We start from the raw sequence: 14,288 nt of genomic DNA, 5'->3' as shown, positions 1-14,288 counted from the left end.
AAAGTGGAGTTATCTGGCTGTTGTACTCGACTTATTTAGTCGCAGAGTAGTGGGTTGGGCGCTATCAGACAAACCCAACGCAGAGTTGACTTGCAAAGCTTTGGATATGGCTTGGGAACAACGAGGACGGCCTAGCAACGTGATGTTCCACTCAGACCAAGGAAGCCAATACAGTAGCCTTAAATACCGTCAAAGGCTTTGGCGATATCGCATAACTCAGAGCATGAGCCGTCGAGGTAACTGCTGGGATAATGCTCCTATGGAGAGGCTATTTAGAAGCTTAAAAACCGAATGGATACCAGCTACTGGGTACCTGACCCAAACTCAGGCAAAGAAGGATATCAGCTATTACTTGATGGATTACTACAATAGGCAACGGCCTCATCAAGCAAATGATGGGCTGTCGCCAGTTACTGCCGAAAATCGGCTTAAGTTAGTGTCCGGAATTTGTTGACCACTACAAAATAATATGAAAAGAGCCTAAGAACACCCCCTCTAGCTCCCCCTTATTAAGGGGGAGAACACACTGCTCGTTCCTAACGTCACATCGCCTATTTTCTACTAATTAACGAACGTTAGCTAGTCGGTGCAGAAAACCAAATCACAAACCCTAACTTTCAAATGAAAGCTTACCCCCAAACGCCCCACTCCAATCCTTATCAAACTGCTCAACCGCAGGTTCAATCGCTGGATGTGAGAACATCTGCGCTGCCACATCCACCGGCAACGTAATCGCGCCGATACCAAGCTTCATCACATCCATCGCCTGCTGAACATTCTTAAAGCTGGCCGCTAAGATCTTTGACGACAATCCATTCTTTTCAATTAGCATTTGAATATCGCGCACCACTGCAACACCATCGCCATTCATGGCATCAATGCGGTTAACGTACGGCGCGAGATAGTCTGCACCACAAAGCGCAGCCATAAAGCCTTGCTGAGCCGTGTAGATAGCGGTAGCCAGCACCTTAATACCTCCTTTTTTCATAAGCTTAATCGCAGCGAGACCGTTTTCTGTCGCCGGCACCTTCACCACCATATCGTAAGGAAGTTCGTTAAGCATTTTGGCTTCTGCCACCATTGAGGCAACATCTTTGCTCACCACCTGAGCATGGAAACGCGCCTCTTTTCCTAATACTTCTGACATTGACTTTAGTGTGTCAGTTAAGCCTTCACCCGATTTCGCAACAATCGTAGGGTTGGTGGTGATGCCCTTTAGCGGGAAGCATTGGTTAAAGCGCGCGGTTTCGTTTACATCTGCGGTATCTAAATACAGTTCAATCATAGTCATCTCTCAGATCTTTATTTGAGCCATCTCATGTTGTGAACAATATAGATCTGCCGAATGTTTAAGATCTTGATTGCGATCAAAACAAACTTCAAATGAAAGATTTAAGTTTCACTAAACGAAAGTAATTATTTACTTTAAATGAAATGCGAGAAGTTAGAGGTAACCATGTACTTCAACATACAACGATTTTCTACTCACGATGGCGACGGTATCCGCAGCATCCTATTTCTAAAAGGTTGTAACTTAGCTTGTCCATGGTGTCAGAACCCTGAAAGTCGTAGCCCTAAGCACTCGTTGTTGTTTGATGAGCGTAGCTGTTTGACCGAATGCAATGCATGTAGCGATGCTTGTCCTTCAATTGAAAGGTCACTAAACAGTGGCGACATTACGATTAATCGTCAAACGCTTGATCAATCACAGATCATCGCCCTTCGGAATGTATGCCCAACTCAAGCGCTTAGCGTGTGTGGCGAGGAAGCGAAAGAAGAGATGCTCATCAACACGCTAATGAAGGATAAGCCTTTCTATGATCAAAGTGGTGGCGGGGTCACTTTCTCTGGTGGTGAGCCACTGATGCAATCAGCTCTCGTTACTTCAATCGCCAGCGAGCTTAAACAGCAAGACGTCAATACAGCTATTGAAACCTGTATGCACGTTCCATGGAAAAACGTTGAACAAGCGGTGCCTTTTATTGATTGTTGGCTTGCTGACCTCAAACACACCGACGAAGAAAAATTCCAGCAATGGGCACAAGGCTCCTTGAAGCGCATTAAGGCGAACTTTCAAAAGCTAGCTCCTATTGCCAAACGTATTGTGATCCGAGTGCCAGTAGTACCGGGCTTCAACGATACCGAGGCCGAACTGGCCGACATTATTGATTTTGCAGCGTCACTTGAAAGCTGCCAAGAGATTCACTTACTGCCCTACCACACCTTGGGCATCAACAAATATCGTCTGCTCGATATACCTTACTTATGTACAGACAAACCACTAAACAATCCTGAACTGCTTGAATACGCGCAACAGCACGCAAAGCAGTATTCACATATTAACGTAATCGTACGAGGTTAATAACTATGGAAATCAACTACTTACCACGGCGTATTCAAGACCATAAGAGAGCATTGGTGAACATCGTAACTCCGCCAATCTGTACCGAACGCGCTGAGGCGTATACTAAGGTCTATCTTGAGAATGAAGATAAGCCAGTAATCGTGCAACGTGCCCTCGCGCTAGAAGAACATTTAAGAACGCGCACTATTTGGATCGACAACAGCGAGCTGATCATTGGTAACCAAGCGAGCAGACTGCGCGCTGCACCAATTTTCCCGGAGTATACAGTGCGCTGGATTGAAGCTGAGATTGACGGTCTTGCCGATCGCCCCGGCGCTGGTTTTCATGTCACCGAAGAAGACAAAGAATTCATTCACTCACTGACGCCATACTGGCGCGGTAAAACGGTGCAAGATCGTTGTTATGGCATGTTCACCGATGAACAAGAAGCCATTCTTGCGAGCACTATCATTAAAGCAGAAGGCAACATGACGTCTGGTGACGCGCACCTTGCCGTCGACAACGAGAAGATCTTGGCTCTAGGTTTAGATGGCTTGATCACAGAAGTCGACGAATATCGCCGAAGCAATGATATCTCTAGCTATGAAGGTTTGAAAAAAGAGCAGTTCTACAAATCGGTAGACATCGTACTTCGTGCTATTCAGCAGCACATTTTACGCTTTGCTGTGCTTGCTTCCAACATGGCAAAAACCGAAGCAGACGCCGCTCGCAAACAAGAACTGGTTACTATCGCAGTCAACTGTGAACACATTGCCTATCATGCACCAGCAAACTTCTGGCAAGCACTTCAGCTAAGCTATTTTGTTCAGCTCATGCTGCAAATTGAGTCGAATGGACACTCGGTGTCATTTGGCCGCATGGATCAGTATCTAAACGACTACTACGTTACAGATATCAACAGTGGTGAATTGGAGCATGGTTTCGCTCTAGAGTTGCTGCAAAGCTGCTGGCTAAAACTGCTTGAAGTGAACAAGATCCGCTCCGGGGCACACTCTAAAGCGTCTGCAGGCTCTCCTCTGTACCAAAACGTGTGTATCGGTGGTCAGAAGCTCAATGAGAGCGGTGAGCCAATGGATGCCGTGAACCCTTTATCTTGGGCAATCCTTGAGTCATGTGGCCAGCTTCGCTCTACTCAACCAAACTTAAGTGTTCGCTATCATGAAGGGCTAGATCAAGAGTTCTTAATGGGCTGTATCGAAGTCATCAAGTGTGGCTTTGGTATGCCAGCGTTCAACAATGATGAGATTGTCATTCCTGAGTTCATCAAACTAGGTGTCGAACGCGAAGATGCATACAACTATGCGTCAATCGGCTGTATCGAAACCGCTGTACCGGGTAAATGGGGATATCGCTGCACGGGTATGAGCTTTATTAACTTCGCTCGTATCTTGCTGGCTGCTCTCAACGAAGGCAAAGACGCAACCACTGGCGAGTGCTTCTTGCCTCATGACAAATCGTTGGCGAAGGGTAACTTTGCCAATATGGATGAAGTCATGAGTTCGTGGGCAGACCAAGTTCGCTACTACGCAAGAAAGTCGATTGAGATTGATACTGTCGTCGATACGGTTCTGGAGCAGCAAGCTCAAGATATCTTCTGCTCATCACTCGTGGACAATTGCTTACCTAGCGGCAAAACCGTTAAAGAAGGCGGTGCAAAATACGACTGGGTGTCTGGCCTACAAGTGGGTATCGCTAACCTTGGCAACAGTTTGACCGCCATCAAACATCTTGTGTTTGATGAGCAGAAAATCAGCCAACCTGAGCTTGCTAAGGCACTAGCGGAAAACTTTGAAGGCTCTGAGCAAGAGCAGCTTCGCCAACGCATTTTAAACTTTGCGCCGAAATACGGAAACGATGATGATTCTGTCGATCTATTGCTTGCTGAAGCATACCGAGTGTATATCGATGAACTGAATAACTTCTTCAATACCCGTCACGGTCGTGGTCCAATTGGTGGTGGTTACTATGCAGGTACATCGAGTATTTCTGCGAACGTACCATTTGGTGCGTCTACCATGGCGACACCAGATGGCCGAAAAGCGACTACCCCACTTGCTGAAGGCGCGAGCCCTTCATCAGGTTCGGATCGTTTAGGTCCAACAGCGGTGTACAACTCTGTTGGCAAAATCCAAGCCGATAAGATTTTGGGTGGCGTACTACTCAACCAGAAACTATCACCAGCAGCCGTTGCATCAGAAAGTGACAAGCTCAAGCTTTCTATGTTGATTCGTACCTTCTTCAATCACCACAAAGGATGGCACGTTCAGTACAACATCGTATCGAGAGAGACACTGCTCGCCGCGAAACGTAACCCTGAGCAATATCGTGATTTGGTCGTGCGTGTAGCCGGTTACTCTGCGTTCTTTACTGCGCTGTCACCGGATGCACAAGACGACATTATCGCGCGTACTGAGCACGAGCTTTGATTTAGGCTAGAAACTTCGCTTCGCGGCCTTTTGTGAAGAACTAAGCTTTCGAATGAAACTTAAATGAAAGAGAGCTATAATGGTTCTCTTTTATTTTGGTGATCGCTTTGAGTAGATCCCTGCCTGCGCAGGGATGACGCCATTTTGGCCATGATGACTCATTACGTTCGTCATTCCTGCGCAGGCAGGAATCTTGCTGAAGTAAACACCACCCATAAACTTGCATCATCACCAAATCAAACGTTTCAACAGTTGCAGCCAAACACCCCAAGGACAGACTATGAACTCCAGACAATCTGAAATCCTCAACCTAGTTAACGACAGAACTCGTGTACAAGTCAGCGAGCTTTCGGAACTAACGGGAGTATCCGGAGTGACTATCCGTCAAGATCTCAACTTCTTGGAACAAAACGGCTATCTTAAGCGCGTCCATGGCGCAGCAGTTTCGCTGCAAAGTGACGACATTGAGTCTCGTCTAGAAGTACACTTCGACATCAAACAGCAACTGGCAAACAAAGCCGCCGACCTAGTTGCACCAAATGAAACCGTTCTGATTGAAGGTGGCAGCGCCAATGCCTTGTTAGCTCGAACGCTAGCAGAGCGCGGTGACGTTACCATCATCACCCCGTCTGCTTATATTGCTCATCTTATTCGCCACACCTCTGCCAACATCATTTTGCTGGGCGGTGTGTATCAGCATCAAGGCGAGAGCTTGGTCGGCCCATTAACCAAACTATGTATTGAAAACATTCACTTCAGCACGGCCTTCTTGGGTATCGATGGCTTTGATATTGATACCGGCTTTACCAGTCGAGACATGATGCGAGCTGACATCGCTAGTACCATCCTAGGCAAGAAGCGTCGCAATGTGGTACTGACCGATTCAAGTAAGTTTGGACAGATTTTTCCGTCATCCATCGGCAGCACAAAAGAGATCTCAGTACTTATCACTGACAAAGCAGCACCAAAAGATATGCTTGAACACCTTAAGTCGAAGGGTGTTGAGGTCTTTGTCGGCTAACCAAAGATCTCTGGTTTGGTATGAGGCTTAGCATAAGTGAGCCTCCCTAAGCTATCGGTCACATGATAGTTATCCAAACCTGATACCGCGATACTGCCTAGCGATTCAATATCAATGTAACCACCCTCAGCTATCGCTTCTCGCTCCACATGCAAATGCGTTATCTCACCAATCAGCAGTACCACGCCGTTCAAATCGATGGTTTGACTGCTTATGAGCGCAAGCGAGTATTTAAGTCGACTCTCCGCCACGAAAGGTGCACGGACGCCCTCTTGCCATTGTGGCGTTAGTCCCACGGCATCAAATTCAGATACCTCTCTTGGATATCGCGCCGACGTTTGATGTGCCCGTTTCCAAATATCGCTATTAACATGATTAATAGTGTACTCACCCACCGACTGAATGTTCTCAAGTGTGTCTCTGGCAACCGAGTGCGGTCTGGAGATCATCCCTATCAATGGTGGATTGGCTCCCAGATGAAAGACCGAACTCACGATAGCTAGATTGGTATTTCCCTCATCATCGGCAGTGCCTACAAGATTGGCACTTTTAAAGCCCGATAAGCTATTGACGAAATTGGCACGATAGCGGTCTTCTAGGTTAAGTAAGTCTTGATGAGTAACATGCATGGATATCGATACCTTAGTTATGTCTGTTGACTGATTTAAGTTACTCATATTCGATGGGTTTCGATCACCGAAATTCTGACCTCATGCAAACTCGGGATAAATTATTAATACCACGCACTTTACTAATAAGGTGATATGCTTTGAGGGAATAGGTGTCTGTATGGAGTGAACGGATGAAGACTATCGAACAAGAACTGTCTCGAATCGACCTCAATCTGCTGGTATCGCTAAGTGTGCTAATTAAAGAACGTAACGTGTCTCGTGCAGCGGAAAAACTCTATTTATCTCAGCCAGCAATGAGCCGAACCCTTGCAAGACTGCGAGATCTATTTGATGATCCGCTTTTCTACCGAGAGTCCAATGGATTGCAACCCACCACCAAAACGCTCGAACTCGAAACATCGCTAGATCATATTCTGCTCTCTATAGACACTTTACTAAACGGACTAGATTTTACCCCTTTTGAATGCGAACGCGCATTTCGGATATCTGTTCCACCACTCATGAGTCGTTTGCTAACCGCTCCTCTAGCTAAAGCGCTTCAAGATGTCGCTCCTAGGATTACTCTCGAAGAGTACCCTTCATCTCGTGAACCTATACAACTGCTAAAAGATGGGCAAGTTGACTTCTCTATCCACGTTGAAAAGCCACCACAAAGTGATGAGTACCAGTTTCAAAAAATCGGCAGTACCTACCCGGTAATCTATGGCTCTAGAGAGCATCCGCTAGCACAACAAACGGAGATAAGCATCGAGAGCTGCCTCAATTACCAGTTTGTCGATCTTTCACTGGATGTCCGCTCCAACCACAATTACCTAAACCCGATCGATATTAAGCTCGCAAAACAGGGCTTAAGTAGAACCGTCGCTCTAAAGTCTGGGCAACTCTCGACGCTCTTGGACTCACTTATCGGTACAGATCGATTAATGATCTCAAGCCATGCATTAGCGGATGACTTGTTCAACCATCAGGATTTACAAATCATAAAAGCTTTTAACCACGACGAGTACTACGTGAGCTTGTATCTGATCGAACACAGAAAAACAGAGAGTAGCCCTGCTCATCGCTGGTTTAAGCAGCTGGTCGTTAATTCATTATCCGAGAAAATTTCAACTACTTAGCTATAACTTTCATGGCGTTGAAGCGTAGACACCAACATTCACCGCAGAAACTCAAGGACAGTGTTCACCTACCATTACGCACTTCCGAGCAGGTGACAAATACACATCTGTGGAATCTGGCTAACGTCAGTGCTTTGTTCTACGCGTCTAGTCGGTAAGACTCGCAGTTAACAACATCAGCAAGCATTTGGAGTTCAGCAAGTGCTGTTGTATGAACCAATTCGGCAGATATTTCCTTCCCAAACAAACCAAGTGAACGCGTAGCACATGCATCAGCAAGAACCTTAACAGTAAAGCCTCTTTCCATTGCTGCTCGCACCGTGGTGCTCACACACATATGAGTCATCATCCCAACAATAACTATTGACGTAACGCCACATTGTTTCAAGGTCGTTTCAAGCTCCGTCTCCCAAAAAGCATTTGGGTAGCCTTTAGTAATAACAACTTCTCCATCTTTCGGTGCAACACTATCATGAATTTTCTGTCCGATGCTCCCAGCAAGCAGAAAGGGCTTACTTGTATCAGTGTTTTCATGCTGAACATGGATAACCGTTTCTCCTCGGCTACGAAACCAACTCAAGATACTCGCCGCCTTTGAAGCGGCTGCTTCTGGCTGATGTAAGGGTAGTTTTCCATCGTTAAAGTAATCATTTTGGATATCGATAAGTATCAATGCTGATTTGTATTGGCTCACTATGTGTTTCCTCTCAAATAAATAAGTCGTAACAAGACTAATGCACTCTCAGCTATGCAATAATGGCTAAAACTGACTTTTTTAAGTCATTTTCAGACGAAATAGGAGAATCAACATGTGGCACATAGCCATTCTTCATTATGAAGGCGTGATGAAATCAGCGGCCTACGGAATGGAGGATCTGTTTCGTATAGCCAATCGACTCGCATCGAAAGACCTTTTCGAGATACATCATGAGTATTCTGTTCATAAAGAAATACCTCATACACTGCCAAAAGTTTTGGTCGTGCCTCCATCAAGCGCTCATCCACTACCCGATTTCAAATGCCAAGTCACTCTCGACTACCTAAAAAACATGAATCAGCAGTCGGTCGAGATTGCCGCCTCCTGTGCAGGTGTGTTTTGGCTTGCTGAGGCAGGTTTGTTGAGCGGTAAAACTGCGACGACCCACTGGAACCTATGTGAACGCCTAAAGCGAAACTACCCAGATATCCGTCAAGTGGAACGACGCGATATTTTGGTGATAGATGGCTCTTTCACGACAGCTGCGGGCCTATTCGCCTATCAAGATATGGTGTTGCACCTTATCGCAAGGTTTGAAGGGTTAGAGCTTGCGAAGCAGGTCGCTGACTTTGCGCTATTAGATATGACTGGGAGGCTACAAAGCTTCTATGAGAGATTCATACCCAACACAAACCATAAGGATGCGCTCGTTCATAGAGCTCAGCGGTATTGTGAGGCACACGTCAACGCATCCGTTAAATCCGTGGCTCAACACTGCGGCGTTAGCGAACGTTCACTCCATAGAAAGTTCATTTCCATACTAGGAACATCACCGAAACACTACATCGTACAACTTAAAATTGAGCGAGCACGCAATCTGCTTTGTCTATCACAAATGACCGTAGAAAAAGTCGCGTTTGAGTTAGGATATCAGGATGTTAGCAACTTCAATCGTGCCTTTAAGAAAGTAACTCAACTTTCGCCTTCCGTATTTCGAAACAGGCAAAATAGTCAACTAACCTAATTCCACTTCTTCTATAAGTTTATTTAAAGGTGTATAATTTCATTAATATTTGACGATACACGAGCACTGGGTTTTACATGCAGTTCAAAAAAATGGAAGCACCGATAGATATGCAAAAAGGTGCGAGATTTGAGACAAAGTCACACGGATTTGTAACAGTCATTGACTATTACAACACGCATACCGTGATTGTCGCATTTGAGAACACAGGTAATATTCGCTCTATCACTGCTTCCAAACTGCGTGCTGGTCAAATTACTGATCGAGCAGCTCCCATTCAATCGTCGATGGTTGGAGAAACGGTATTATCCCCAAAGCATGGATTACTTACCATCACTCAAGTTGAGTCTGAGAATGTTATTCTACTAGAGACAGAAGAAGGCGAAGAAATTCGCATGCTTCGTCCTGCGGTGCAAAAACTACGTGAGCGCAGTCATGAAGTCGATATGGAAAAAGAACAGCCGCAACTTCCAACTTCCTTGAGTGCTCTCACCAAAAGAAATAAGAAAACTAAAGATGTGAATAAACTGCTTAAGAAAATGCTTACCGACTATGGTAAATAATAACTTACTGCACTGCCATTATTTTCATAACGCCTTAAATAAGTTATAGCCACTCATTTACACCACAAATAACCCCAGCCTTTCCTATACTAGTCAGTGAGCCATAACACTTAAGAGTTAAGGACTCCTTATTTCGGACTTCAACTCAAATTAATGCGATCTGCATCACAAGGTCAATTTGGTTTTGTGACGCAGGTCTATTGTTGTTTTGGTCAATTTGGATATGATTTGTACCATCCAATAGCGAGGAAAAGCCTTCCTCTCCTATAAACTCAAAAGAGAATGATGATATGAAAAAGATTATGGTTGTATGCGGAAATGGTCTTGGTACTTCACTGATGATGGAAATGGCAGTTAAAGAAGTAGTAGGAAAAATTGGTCTGGATGCAGAAGTTGATCATGAAGATCTATCATCTGCAGCGTCAAGTAATGCTGATATTTGGGTTGCAGCAACAGATATTGCGAACCAATTAGCTGACGCTGGTAAAGAAAACATTGTTAGCCTTGCGAATATTTTTGATAAAGCTTCTATCGAAGAACAATTGAAAAAATTCATGTAAGGAACCGTTGTAATGCAAAATTTCTTCGAGTTTATGCTGGGCTTGTTAAAAGAGCCCGCTATCATGGTTGGTTTAATTGCTTTTGTGGGCTTGGTCGCACAAAAAGCTGATGTTTCAACCATCCTTAAAGGCACTATTAAAACCGTAATGGGTTTCCTAATTTTAGGTTTCGGTGCTGGCGCACTTGTTGGCGCTCTAAATAATTTCTCTACTGTATTTACTGAAGCCTTTGGCGTAAGTGGTGTTATTCCGAATAACGAAGCTATTGTTGCTCTAGCACAAGAAGCGTTCGGTTATGAAATGGCACTTATTATGTTCTTCTCATTCCTTGTGAATATTCTTTTAGCACGTTTCACTCCGCTAAAGTATATTTTCCTAACAGGTCACCACACCATGTTTATGTCTATGCTGGTTGCGGTAATCCTGTCTACAGCGGAAATTCAAGGTGCGATGTTAGTGGCAATGGGTTCTATTATCGTTGGTTCGCTAATGGTTATCATGCCTGCTCTAGCACAGAAATATACTGTAAAAGTCATGGGTACAGACCAGCTTGCGATGGGTCACTTCTCAACGTTCTCATACCTTATTGCGGGTTTCGTTGGCAGCAAGTTCGGTGACGCATCTAAATCAACAGAAGATATCAACGTACCAAAGAGCCTCATGTTCTTGCGTGATACGCCTGTTGCGGTTGCAACGACTATGGCTATCTTCTTCATGTTCGCTTCTATCTTTGCAGGTGGCGAGTTTGTAGAAAGCGTGTCTGGCGGTCAAAACTGGGTCGTGTTCACCTTTATGCAATCACTAACGTTTGCTGGTGGTGTGTACATCGTTCTTCAGGGTGTGAAAATGTTGATTGCGGAAATCGTTCCAGCATTTAAAGGTATCTCTGACAAGCTAGTACCAGGTGCAAAACCAGCACTAGACTGTCCAATGGTATTCCCTGTTGCGCCTAACGCAGTATTGATTGGTTTCCTATCATCGTTCGCTGCCGGCCTTATCGCTATGGGTATCCAAGGTGCATTTGACTGGACGATTATCGTAGCGGGTGTTGTTCCTCACTTCTTCGTAGGTGGCGCTGCAGGTGTTTATGGTAACGCGATGGGTGGTCTACGCGGGGCGATTCTTGGTGCATTCACTCAAGGTCTATGTATCTCGTTCCTACCAATGCTACTACTACCAGTTCTAGGTGGTCTTGGTCTAGAAGCAACAACGTTTGCTGACTTTGACTTCGGTGTTGTTGGTCTAATTCTAGGTTGGATTGTTCAATGAGTATTTTTAATCTAATTGGTGATAACGGCATCGTTATCTGCAACGAAGAAAATCTGTCAGTTGACGCAGCACTGGACATCACTTGTTCAAAGTTACTAGAGCAAGGCAAAGTTGAAGCAAGCTACCTTGAAGCTATTAAAGAGAAGCACAAAGAAATCGGTGCTTACTATGTACTGGCTCCTAAGATTGCAATGCCTCACGCTCGCCCAGAAGACGGTGTGAACGAAGCAGCGCTTCAAGTTACTGTGTTCAAAAACGGTGTGGATTTAGAGTCAGAAGATAACGGTGACGTATACTTCTCAATCACTCTGGCGGCGATGGATTCAGACAGCCACATCCAAACCATTATGGCGCTAGCTGAGCTGTTCCAAAACGAAGATGACGTTGACGCTATCATCGCGGCGGAAAGCAAAGCTGAAATTATTGAGATTCTGAAAAAGTACTAATCTCAATAAGATACGTTTGAAATAGAAAGCCCTTGTATGCAGATACAAGGGCTTTTTTTATGAGGTCGAAATGCTATTTGATTTCTTCAGCGGCGAAATGCAATGCGCGTTCTTCATCGAACATTTCCGCGTTATAGATGACAAAACCATTGAACAAGATGCCACTTGTCACTTGAGGTCGTCCTTTGAAACCAGCCGACGCTAGCCTTTGACAAAGTGCTTCAGGCGCCGATTGATACACAACATCCAAAAAGGGCAGCTGGCCATCGGTTACTATGCCCTGTGCGTTGAACTGCTCAATCGCGTCTGCAAAAAGGTCTGAGTCGGTGTGTTCAATGATCTCAATAACGTGTTCCAATCGCATGTATTACTCAATTCCATTTTAATCATAGAGTTACTGCCAGAGTGTACACTAGTTCTCATCCTGGTTACATGGATTGGATCAATGTCATTCTCGCCGTGTTATTAGATCGCAAGCGCAATAACAAGACCAGCACTCACTAAAACAACGCCCAAAATACGCGTATTGAGCCATGGTTCTTTAAGAAACCACATCCCCATGAACACACCAAAGATGATACTGACCTGGCGAAGCGCGACCACATAACTGACGTTTTCTACCATCGTCATTGCAAACAAGACTATGCCATAAGTCAGCCCCATCATAACACCAGCGATAGATGACTGACGCTTGTATTTCCATGTTAACGATAGCTGTTCAAACTGTCTGGTGACGAGTAACCACAGTACAAGTAACACAGAGATTCCAGCCGTTTGTAATCCTAGGTAAAGGATAGCGATGTGATGAGGAGTCAGTTCAGAGGTCTCGATCATCAGCCAATTAATCCCCTCTTTATCGACAATCGAGTAGATGGTGGTGCCAATGGCCGCCACAAACGCCCATAACACGCCAAGGTTGGCATAAGCACTTACCGTCAGTTGTCTAAAGGTTTTAATAGGCACCAGTAAACACCCCAGAGTGAGTATCGCGAACCCTACCCAAGCACTGACCCCGAGCGACTGACCAATGAACCAAGCACCAACGCCAACCATCAATACAGGCAGCGCACGCGCAATTGGATAGATAACACCAATGTCACCATGCTTGTAGGCGTTGAGCAGCCCCACCAAATAAATCACCTGCCCAATAGCGCTCAAACCAAGCAATCCCCAAAAATAAGCAGAAACATTGGAGAACCCTATTTGGACAAAACACCACACCATAAACGGAGCAAGCAGTAAGCATTGAGAAAGTGCAGCGCCTAAAGTGAAGGAGTAGCCAGATCCGCTATTGGATTTACCAAGAATATTCCAACCAGCGTGAAGCAGTGCGGAGAAAATCACCAGAAGTGCAGCGTAAAGAGTCAAAACAAAATCCATGTAGAACAGCCAAGCAGCATTCACTTATGCTGCTTGTTGTAAAGGTGTAGTTTTAGTAGAAAGTAGCGAGAAGATCTAACGTTCGAGCTGGGCGATAGACTCTATGCTGATAGCATCATGGCGCCAATACTCGATATCACAATCAATCAGTTCACCGTGCTGATTGTAATTGATGCGCTCTACCATCATTGCTGGGGTGCCCGATGTTGCTCTTAATGCTTGAGCCACGTCGCCTAGCAGTGACGTCGTCGTCACGCGATACTTCACCTTGGCATAAACTACGCCGTATTTTTCACGGTAGATATCGGTCAGTGACGCACCGGCCAAATCAAGGTCGAGCAAGCCCGCAAACTTCTCAGGTCTAATGAAGTTGGTGACAAAAACAACAGGGCGCTCTTCAAGATAACGCACTCTATCAACTCGGTAGATATCAGAAAAAGCTTGAAGTTCAAGCAGTTGCGCCGCTTGTTTGGTCGTTAAGATCCCTTTTGCCGACAAAAGGTCGGTACGAGGCTGCCTATTCTGAGCAATCGCCATATTGGTAAAGTTAAGCGTTTGCGTAGGGTCGTAGCGCAGTGGCTCTGGCGAGATAAACCAGCCACGGCGATCCTCGCGATAAATCCGCCCTTCAGCTTCAAGCAATGAGAGTGCTTCTCGCAAGGTGACCCGGGTGGTGTCAAATGACTCCGCAAGCTTTCGCTCCGCCGGTAGCTTTTGCCTTGGCGACAGCATTCCAGACTCAATTTGCTCAACGATAGCGTCTTTAATTTTTACGTATTGCACTAGG

16 protein-coding genes are annotated in these 14,288 nt (G+C 45.3%); 10 read left to right on the top strand and 6 right to left on the bottom strand.

Translation table 11 applies throughout. The features are described from left to right. Positions 1 to 454: IS3 family transposase (locus L4C42_RS22120; RefSeq protein WP_429761753.1), on the top strand; the 454-nt coding region annotated here is incomplete at its 5' end. A 156-nt stretch (positions 455 to 610) separates the two neighbouring features. Here L4C42_RS22120 and L4C42_RS22115 read toward each other — a convergent pair. Further along, positions 611 to 1,285: a fructose-6-phosphate aldolase gene (locus tag L4C42_RS22115; protein ID WP_429761752.1), complete on the bottom strand. Its 675-nt coding sequence runs from the start codon at positions 1,283 to 1,285 to the stop codon at positions 611 to 613. A gap of 171 nt (positions 1,286 to 1,456) precedes the next feature. On the opposite strand from L4C42_RS22115, the gene L4C42_RS22110 reads away from it, so the two are divergent. The 3 genes from L4C42_RS22110 to L4C42_RS22100 all read left to right on the top strand — a co-directional run bounded on the left by L4C42_RS22110 (position 1,457) and on the right by L4C42_RS22100 (position 5,812). Then, entirely contained in the window at positions 1,457 to 2,362 is a 906-nt protein-coding gene (locus tag L4C42_RS22110; RefSeq protein WP_429761751.1) for a glycyl-radical enzyme activating protein, read from the top strand. Between the two features lie 5 nt (positions 2,363 to 2,367). Further along, positions 2,368 to 4,791: a formate C-acetyltransferase/glycerol dehydratase family glycyl radical enzyme gene (locus L4C42_RS22105; protein ID WP_429761750.1), complete on the top strand. Its 2,424-nt coding sequence runs from the start codon at positions 2,368 to 2,370 to the stop codon at positions 4,789 to 4,791. A 280-nt stretch (positions 4,792 to 5,071) separates the two neighbouring features. Then, on the top strand, positions 5,072 to 5,812 hold the full coding sequence (locus L4C42_RS22100; RefSeq protein WP_353499683.1) for a DeoR family transcriptional regulator: 741 nt from the start codon (positions 5,072 to 5,074) through the stop codon (positions 5,810 to 5,812). Here L4C42_RS22100 and L4C42_RS22095 read toward each other — a convergent pair. After that, complete coding sequence (locus L4C42_RS22095; protein ID WP_429761749.1) at positions 5,809 to 6,441, bottom strand: flavin reductase family protein; 633 nt, start codon at positions 6,439 to 6,441, stop codon at positions 5,809 to 5,811. The genes L4C42_RS22100 and L4C42_RS22095 overlap by 4 nt on opposite strands. A gap of 173 nt (positions 6,442 to 6,614) precedes the next feature. Between L4C42_RS22095 and L4C42_RS22090 the strand changes: the two genes are divergently transcribed. After that, on the top strand, positions 6,615 to 7,562 hold the full coding sequence (locus L4C42_RS22090) for a LysR family transcriptional regulator (RefSeq protein ID WP_353499686.1): 948 nt from the start codon (positions 6,615 to 6,617) through the stop codon (positions 7,560 to 7,562). 139 nt (positions 7,563 to 7,701) lie between these two features. Here the strand turns inward: L4C42_RS22090 and L4C42_RS22085 are convergent, their stop codons facing one another. Further along, on the bottom strand, positions 7,702 to 8,256 hold the full coding sequence (locus L4C42_RS22085; protein WP_429761748.1) for a cysteine hydrolase family protein: 555 nt from the start codon (positions 8,254 to 8,256) through the stop codon (positions 7,702 to 7,704). A 115-nt stretch (positions 8,257 to 8,371) separates the two neighbouring features. Between L4C42_RS22085 and L4C42_RS22080 the strand changes: the two genes are divergently transcribed. The 5 genes from L4C42_RS22080 (at position 8,372) to L4C42_RS22060 (ending at position 12,121) form a co-directional block, all read left to right on the top strand. Then, positions 8,372 to 9,283, top strand: coding sequence for a GlxA family transcriptional regulator (locus tag L4C42_RS22080; RefSeq protein ID WP_429761747.1), 912 nt, complete (start codon positions 8,372 to 8,374; stop codon positions 9,281 to 9,283). Between the two features lie 77 nt (positions 9,284 to 9,360). Next, positions 9,361 to 9,846, top strand: coding sequence for a hypothetical protein (locus tag L4C42_RS22075; RefSeq protein ID WP_353499689.1), 486 nt, complete (start codon positions 9,361 to 9,363; stop codon positions 9,844 to 9,846). Positions 9,847 to 10,136: 290 nt separating this feature from the next. Then, a complete protein-coding gene (locus L4C42_RS22070; protein WP_418642837.1) occupies positions 10,137 to 10,406 on the top strand; it encodes a PTS sugar transporter subunit IIB in 270 nt (89 codons plus the stop codon). 12 nt (positions 10,407 to 10,418) lie between these two features. Then, positions 10,419 to 11,675, top strand: a complete 1,257-nt coding sequence (gene ulaA / locus L4C42_RS22065) for a PTS ascorbate transporter subunit IIC (protein ID WP_353499691.1) — start codon at positions 10,419 to 10,421, stop codon at positions 11,673 to 11,675. Further along, entirely contained in the window at positions 11,672 to 12,121 is a 450-nt protein-coding gene (locus L4C42_RS22060; protein WP_418642836.1) for a PTS sugar transporter subunit IIA, read from the top strand. Before ulaA ends, L4C42_RS22060 begins: the two co-directional genes overlap by 4 nt. A 73-nt stretch (positions 12,122 to 12,194) precedes the next feature. On the opposite strand, the gene L4C42_RS22055 is transcribed toward L4C42_RS22060, so the two are convergent. The 3 genes from L4C42_RS22055 to phnR all read right to left on the bottom strand — a co-directional run bounded on the left by L4C42_RS22055 (position 12,195) and on the right by phnR (position 14,284). Continuing rightward, positions 12,195 to 12,485: a hypothetical protein gene (locus tag L4C42_RS22055; RefSeq protein WP_353499693.1), complete on the bottom strand. Its 291-nt coding sequence runs from the start codon at positions 12,483 to 12,485 to the stop codon at positions 12,195 to 12,197. 101 nt (positions 12,486 to 12,586) lie between these two features. Then, positions 12,587 to 13,489, bottom strand: a complete 903-nt coding sequence (locus L4C42_RS22050) for an EamA family transporter (protein ID WP_418643033.1) — start codon at positions 13,487 to 13,489, stop codon at positions 12,587 to 12,589. 87 nt (positions 13,490 to 13,576) lie between these two features. Further along, complete coding sequence (gene phnR, locus L4C42_RS22045; protein WP_353499694.1) at positions 13,577 to 14,284, bottom strand: phosphonate utilization transcriptional regulator PhnR; 708 nt, start codon at positions 14,282 to 14,284, stop codon at positions 13,577 to 13,579. Positions 14,285 to 14,288: the final 4 nt, after the last annotated feature.

Source organism: Vibrio wakamikoensis (assembly GCF_050337275.1).
GTDB classification, from domain to species: domain Bacteria; phylum Pseudomonadota; class Gammaproteobacteria; order Enterobacterales; family Vibrionaceae; genus Vibrio; species Vibrio chaetopteri.
Note: the sequence above shows the minus strand (reverse complement) of the source record. Positions and strands in the feature narration are given on the sequence as shown.

Bases quoted from the DNA above. Each gene is read 5' to 3' on its own strand.
- L4C42_RS22115 (WP_429761752.1), bottom strand. From the start codon at position 1,285: ATGATTGAACTGTATTTAGATACCGCAGATGTAAACGAAACCGCGCGC.
- L4C42_RS22110 (WP_429761751.1), top strand. From the start codon at position 1,457: ATGTACTTCAACATACAACGATTTTCTACTCACGATGGCGACGGTATC.
- L4C42_RS22105 (WP_429761750.1), top strand. From the start codon at position 2,368: ATGGAAATCAACTACTTACCACGGCGTATTCAAGACCATAAGAGAGCA.
- L4C42_RS22100 (WP_353499683.1), top strand. From the start codon at position 5,072: ATGAACTCCAGACAATCTGAAATCCTCAACCTAGTTAACGACAGAACT.
- L4C42_RS22095 (WP_429761749.1), bottom strand. From the start codon at position 6,441: ATGCATGTTACTCATCAAGACTTACTTAACCTAGAAGACCGCTATCGT.
- L4C42_RS22090 (WP_353499686.1), top strand. From the start codon at position 6,615: ATGAAGACTATCGAACAAGAACTGTCTCGAATCGACCTCAATCTGCTG.
- L4C42_RS22080 (WP_429761747.1), top strand. From the start codon at position 8,372: ATGTGGCACATAGCCATTCTTCATTATGAAGGCGTGATGAAATCAGCG.
- L4C42_RS22075 (WP_353499689.1), top strand. From the start codon at position 9,361: ATGCAGTTCAAAAAAATGGAAGCACCGATAGATATGCAAAAAGGTGCG.
- L4C42_RS22070 (WP_418642837.1), top strand. From the start codon at position 10,137: ATGAAAAAGATTATGGTTGTATGCGGAAATGGTCTTGGTACTTCACTG.
- ulaA (WP_353499691.1), top strand. From the start codon at position 10,419: ATGCAAAATTTCTTCGAGTTTATGCTGGGCTTGTTAAAAGAGCCCGCT.
- L4C42_RS22060 (WP_418642836.1), top strand. From the start codon at position 11,672: ATGAGTATTTTTAATCTAATTGGTGATAACGGCATCGTTATCTGCAAC.
- L4C42_RS22055 (WP_353499693.1), bottom strand. From the start codon at position 12,485: ATGCGATTGGAACACGTTATTGAGATCATTGAACACACCGACTCAGAC.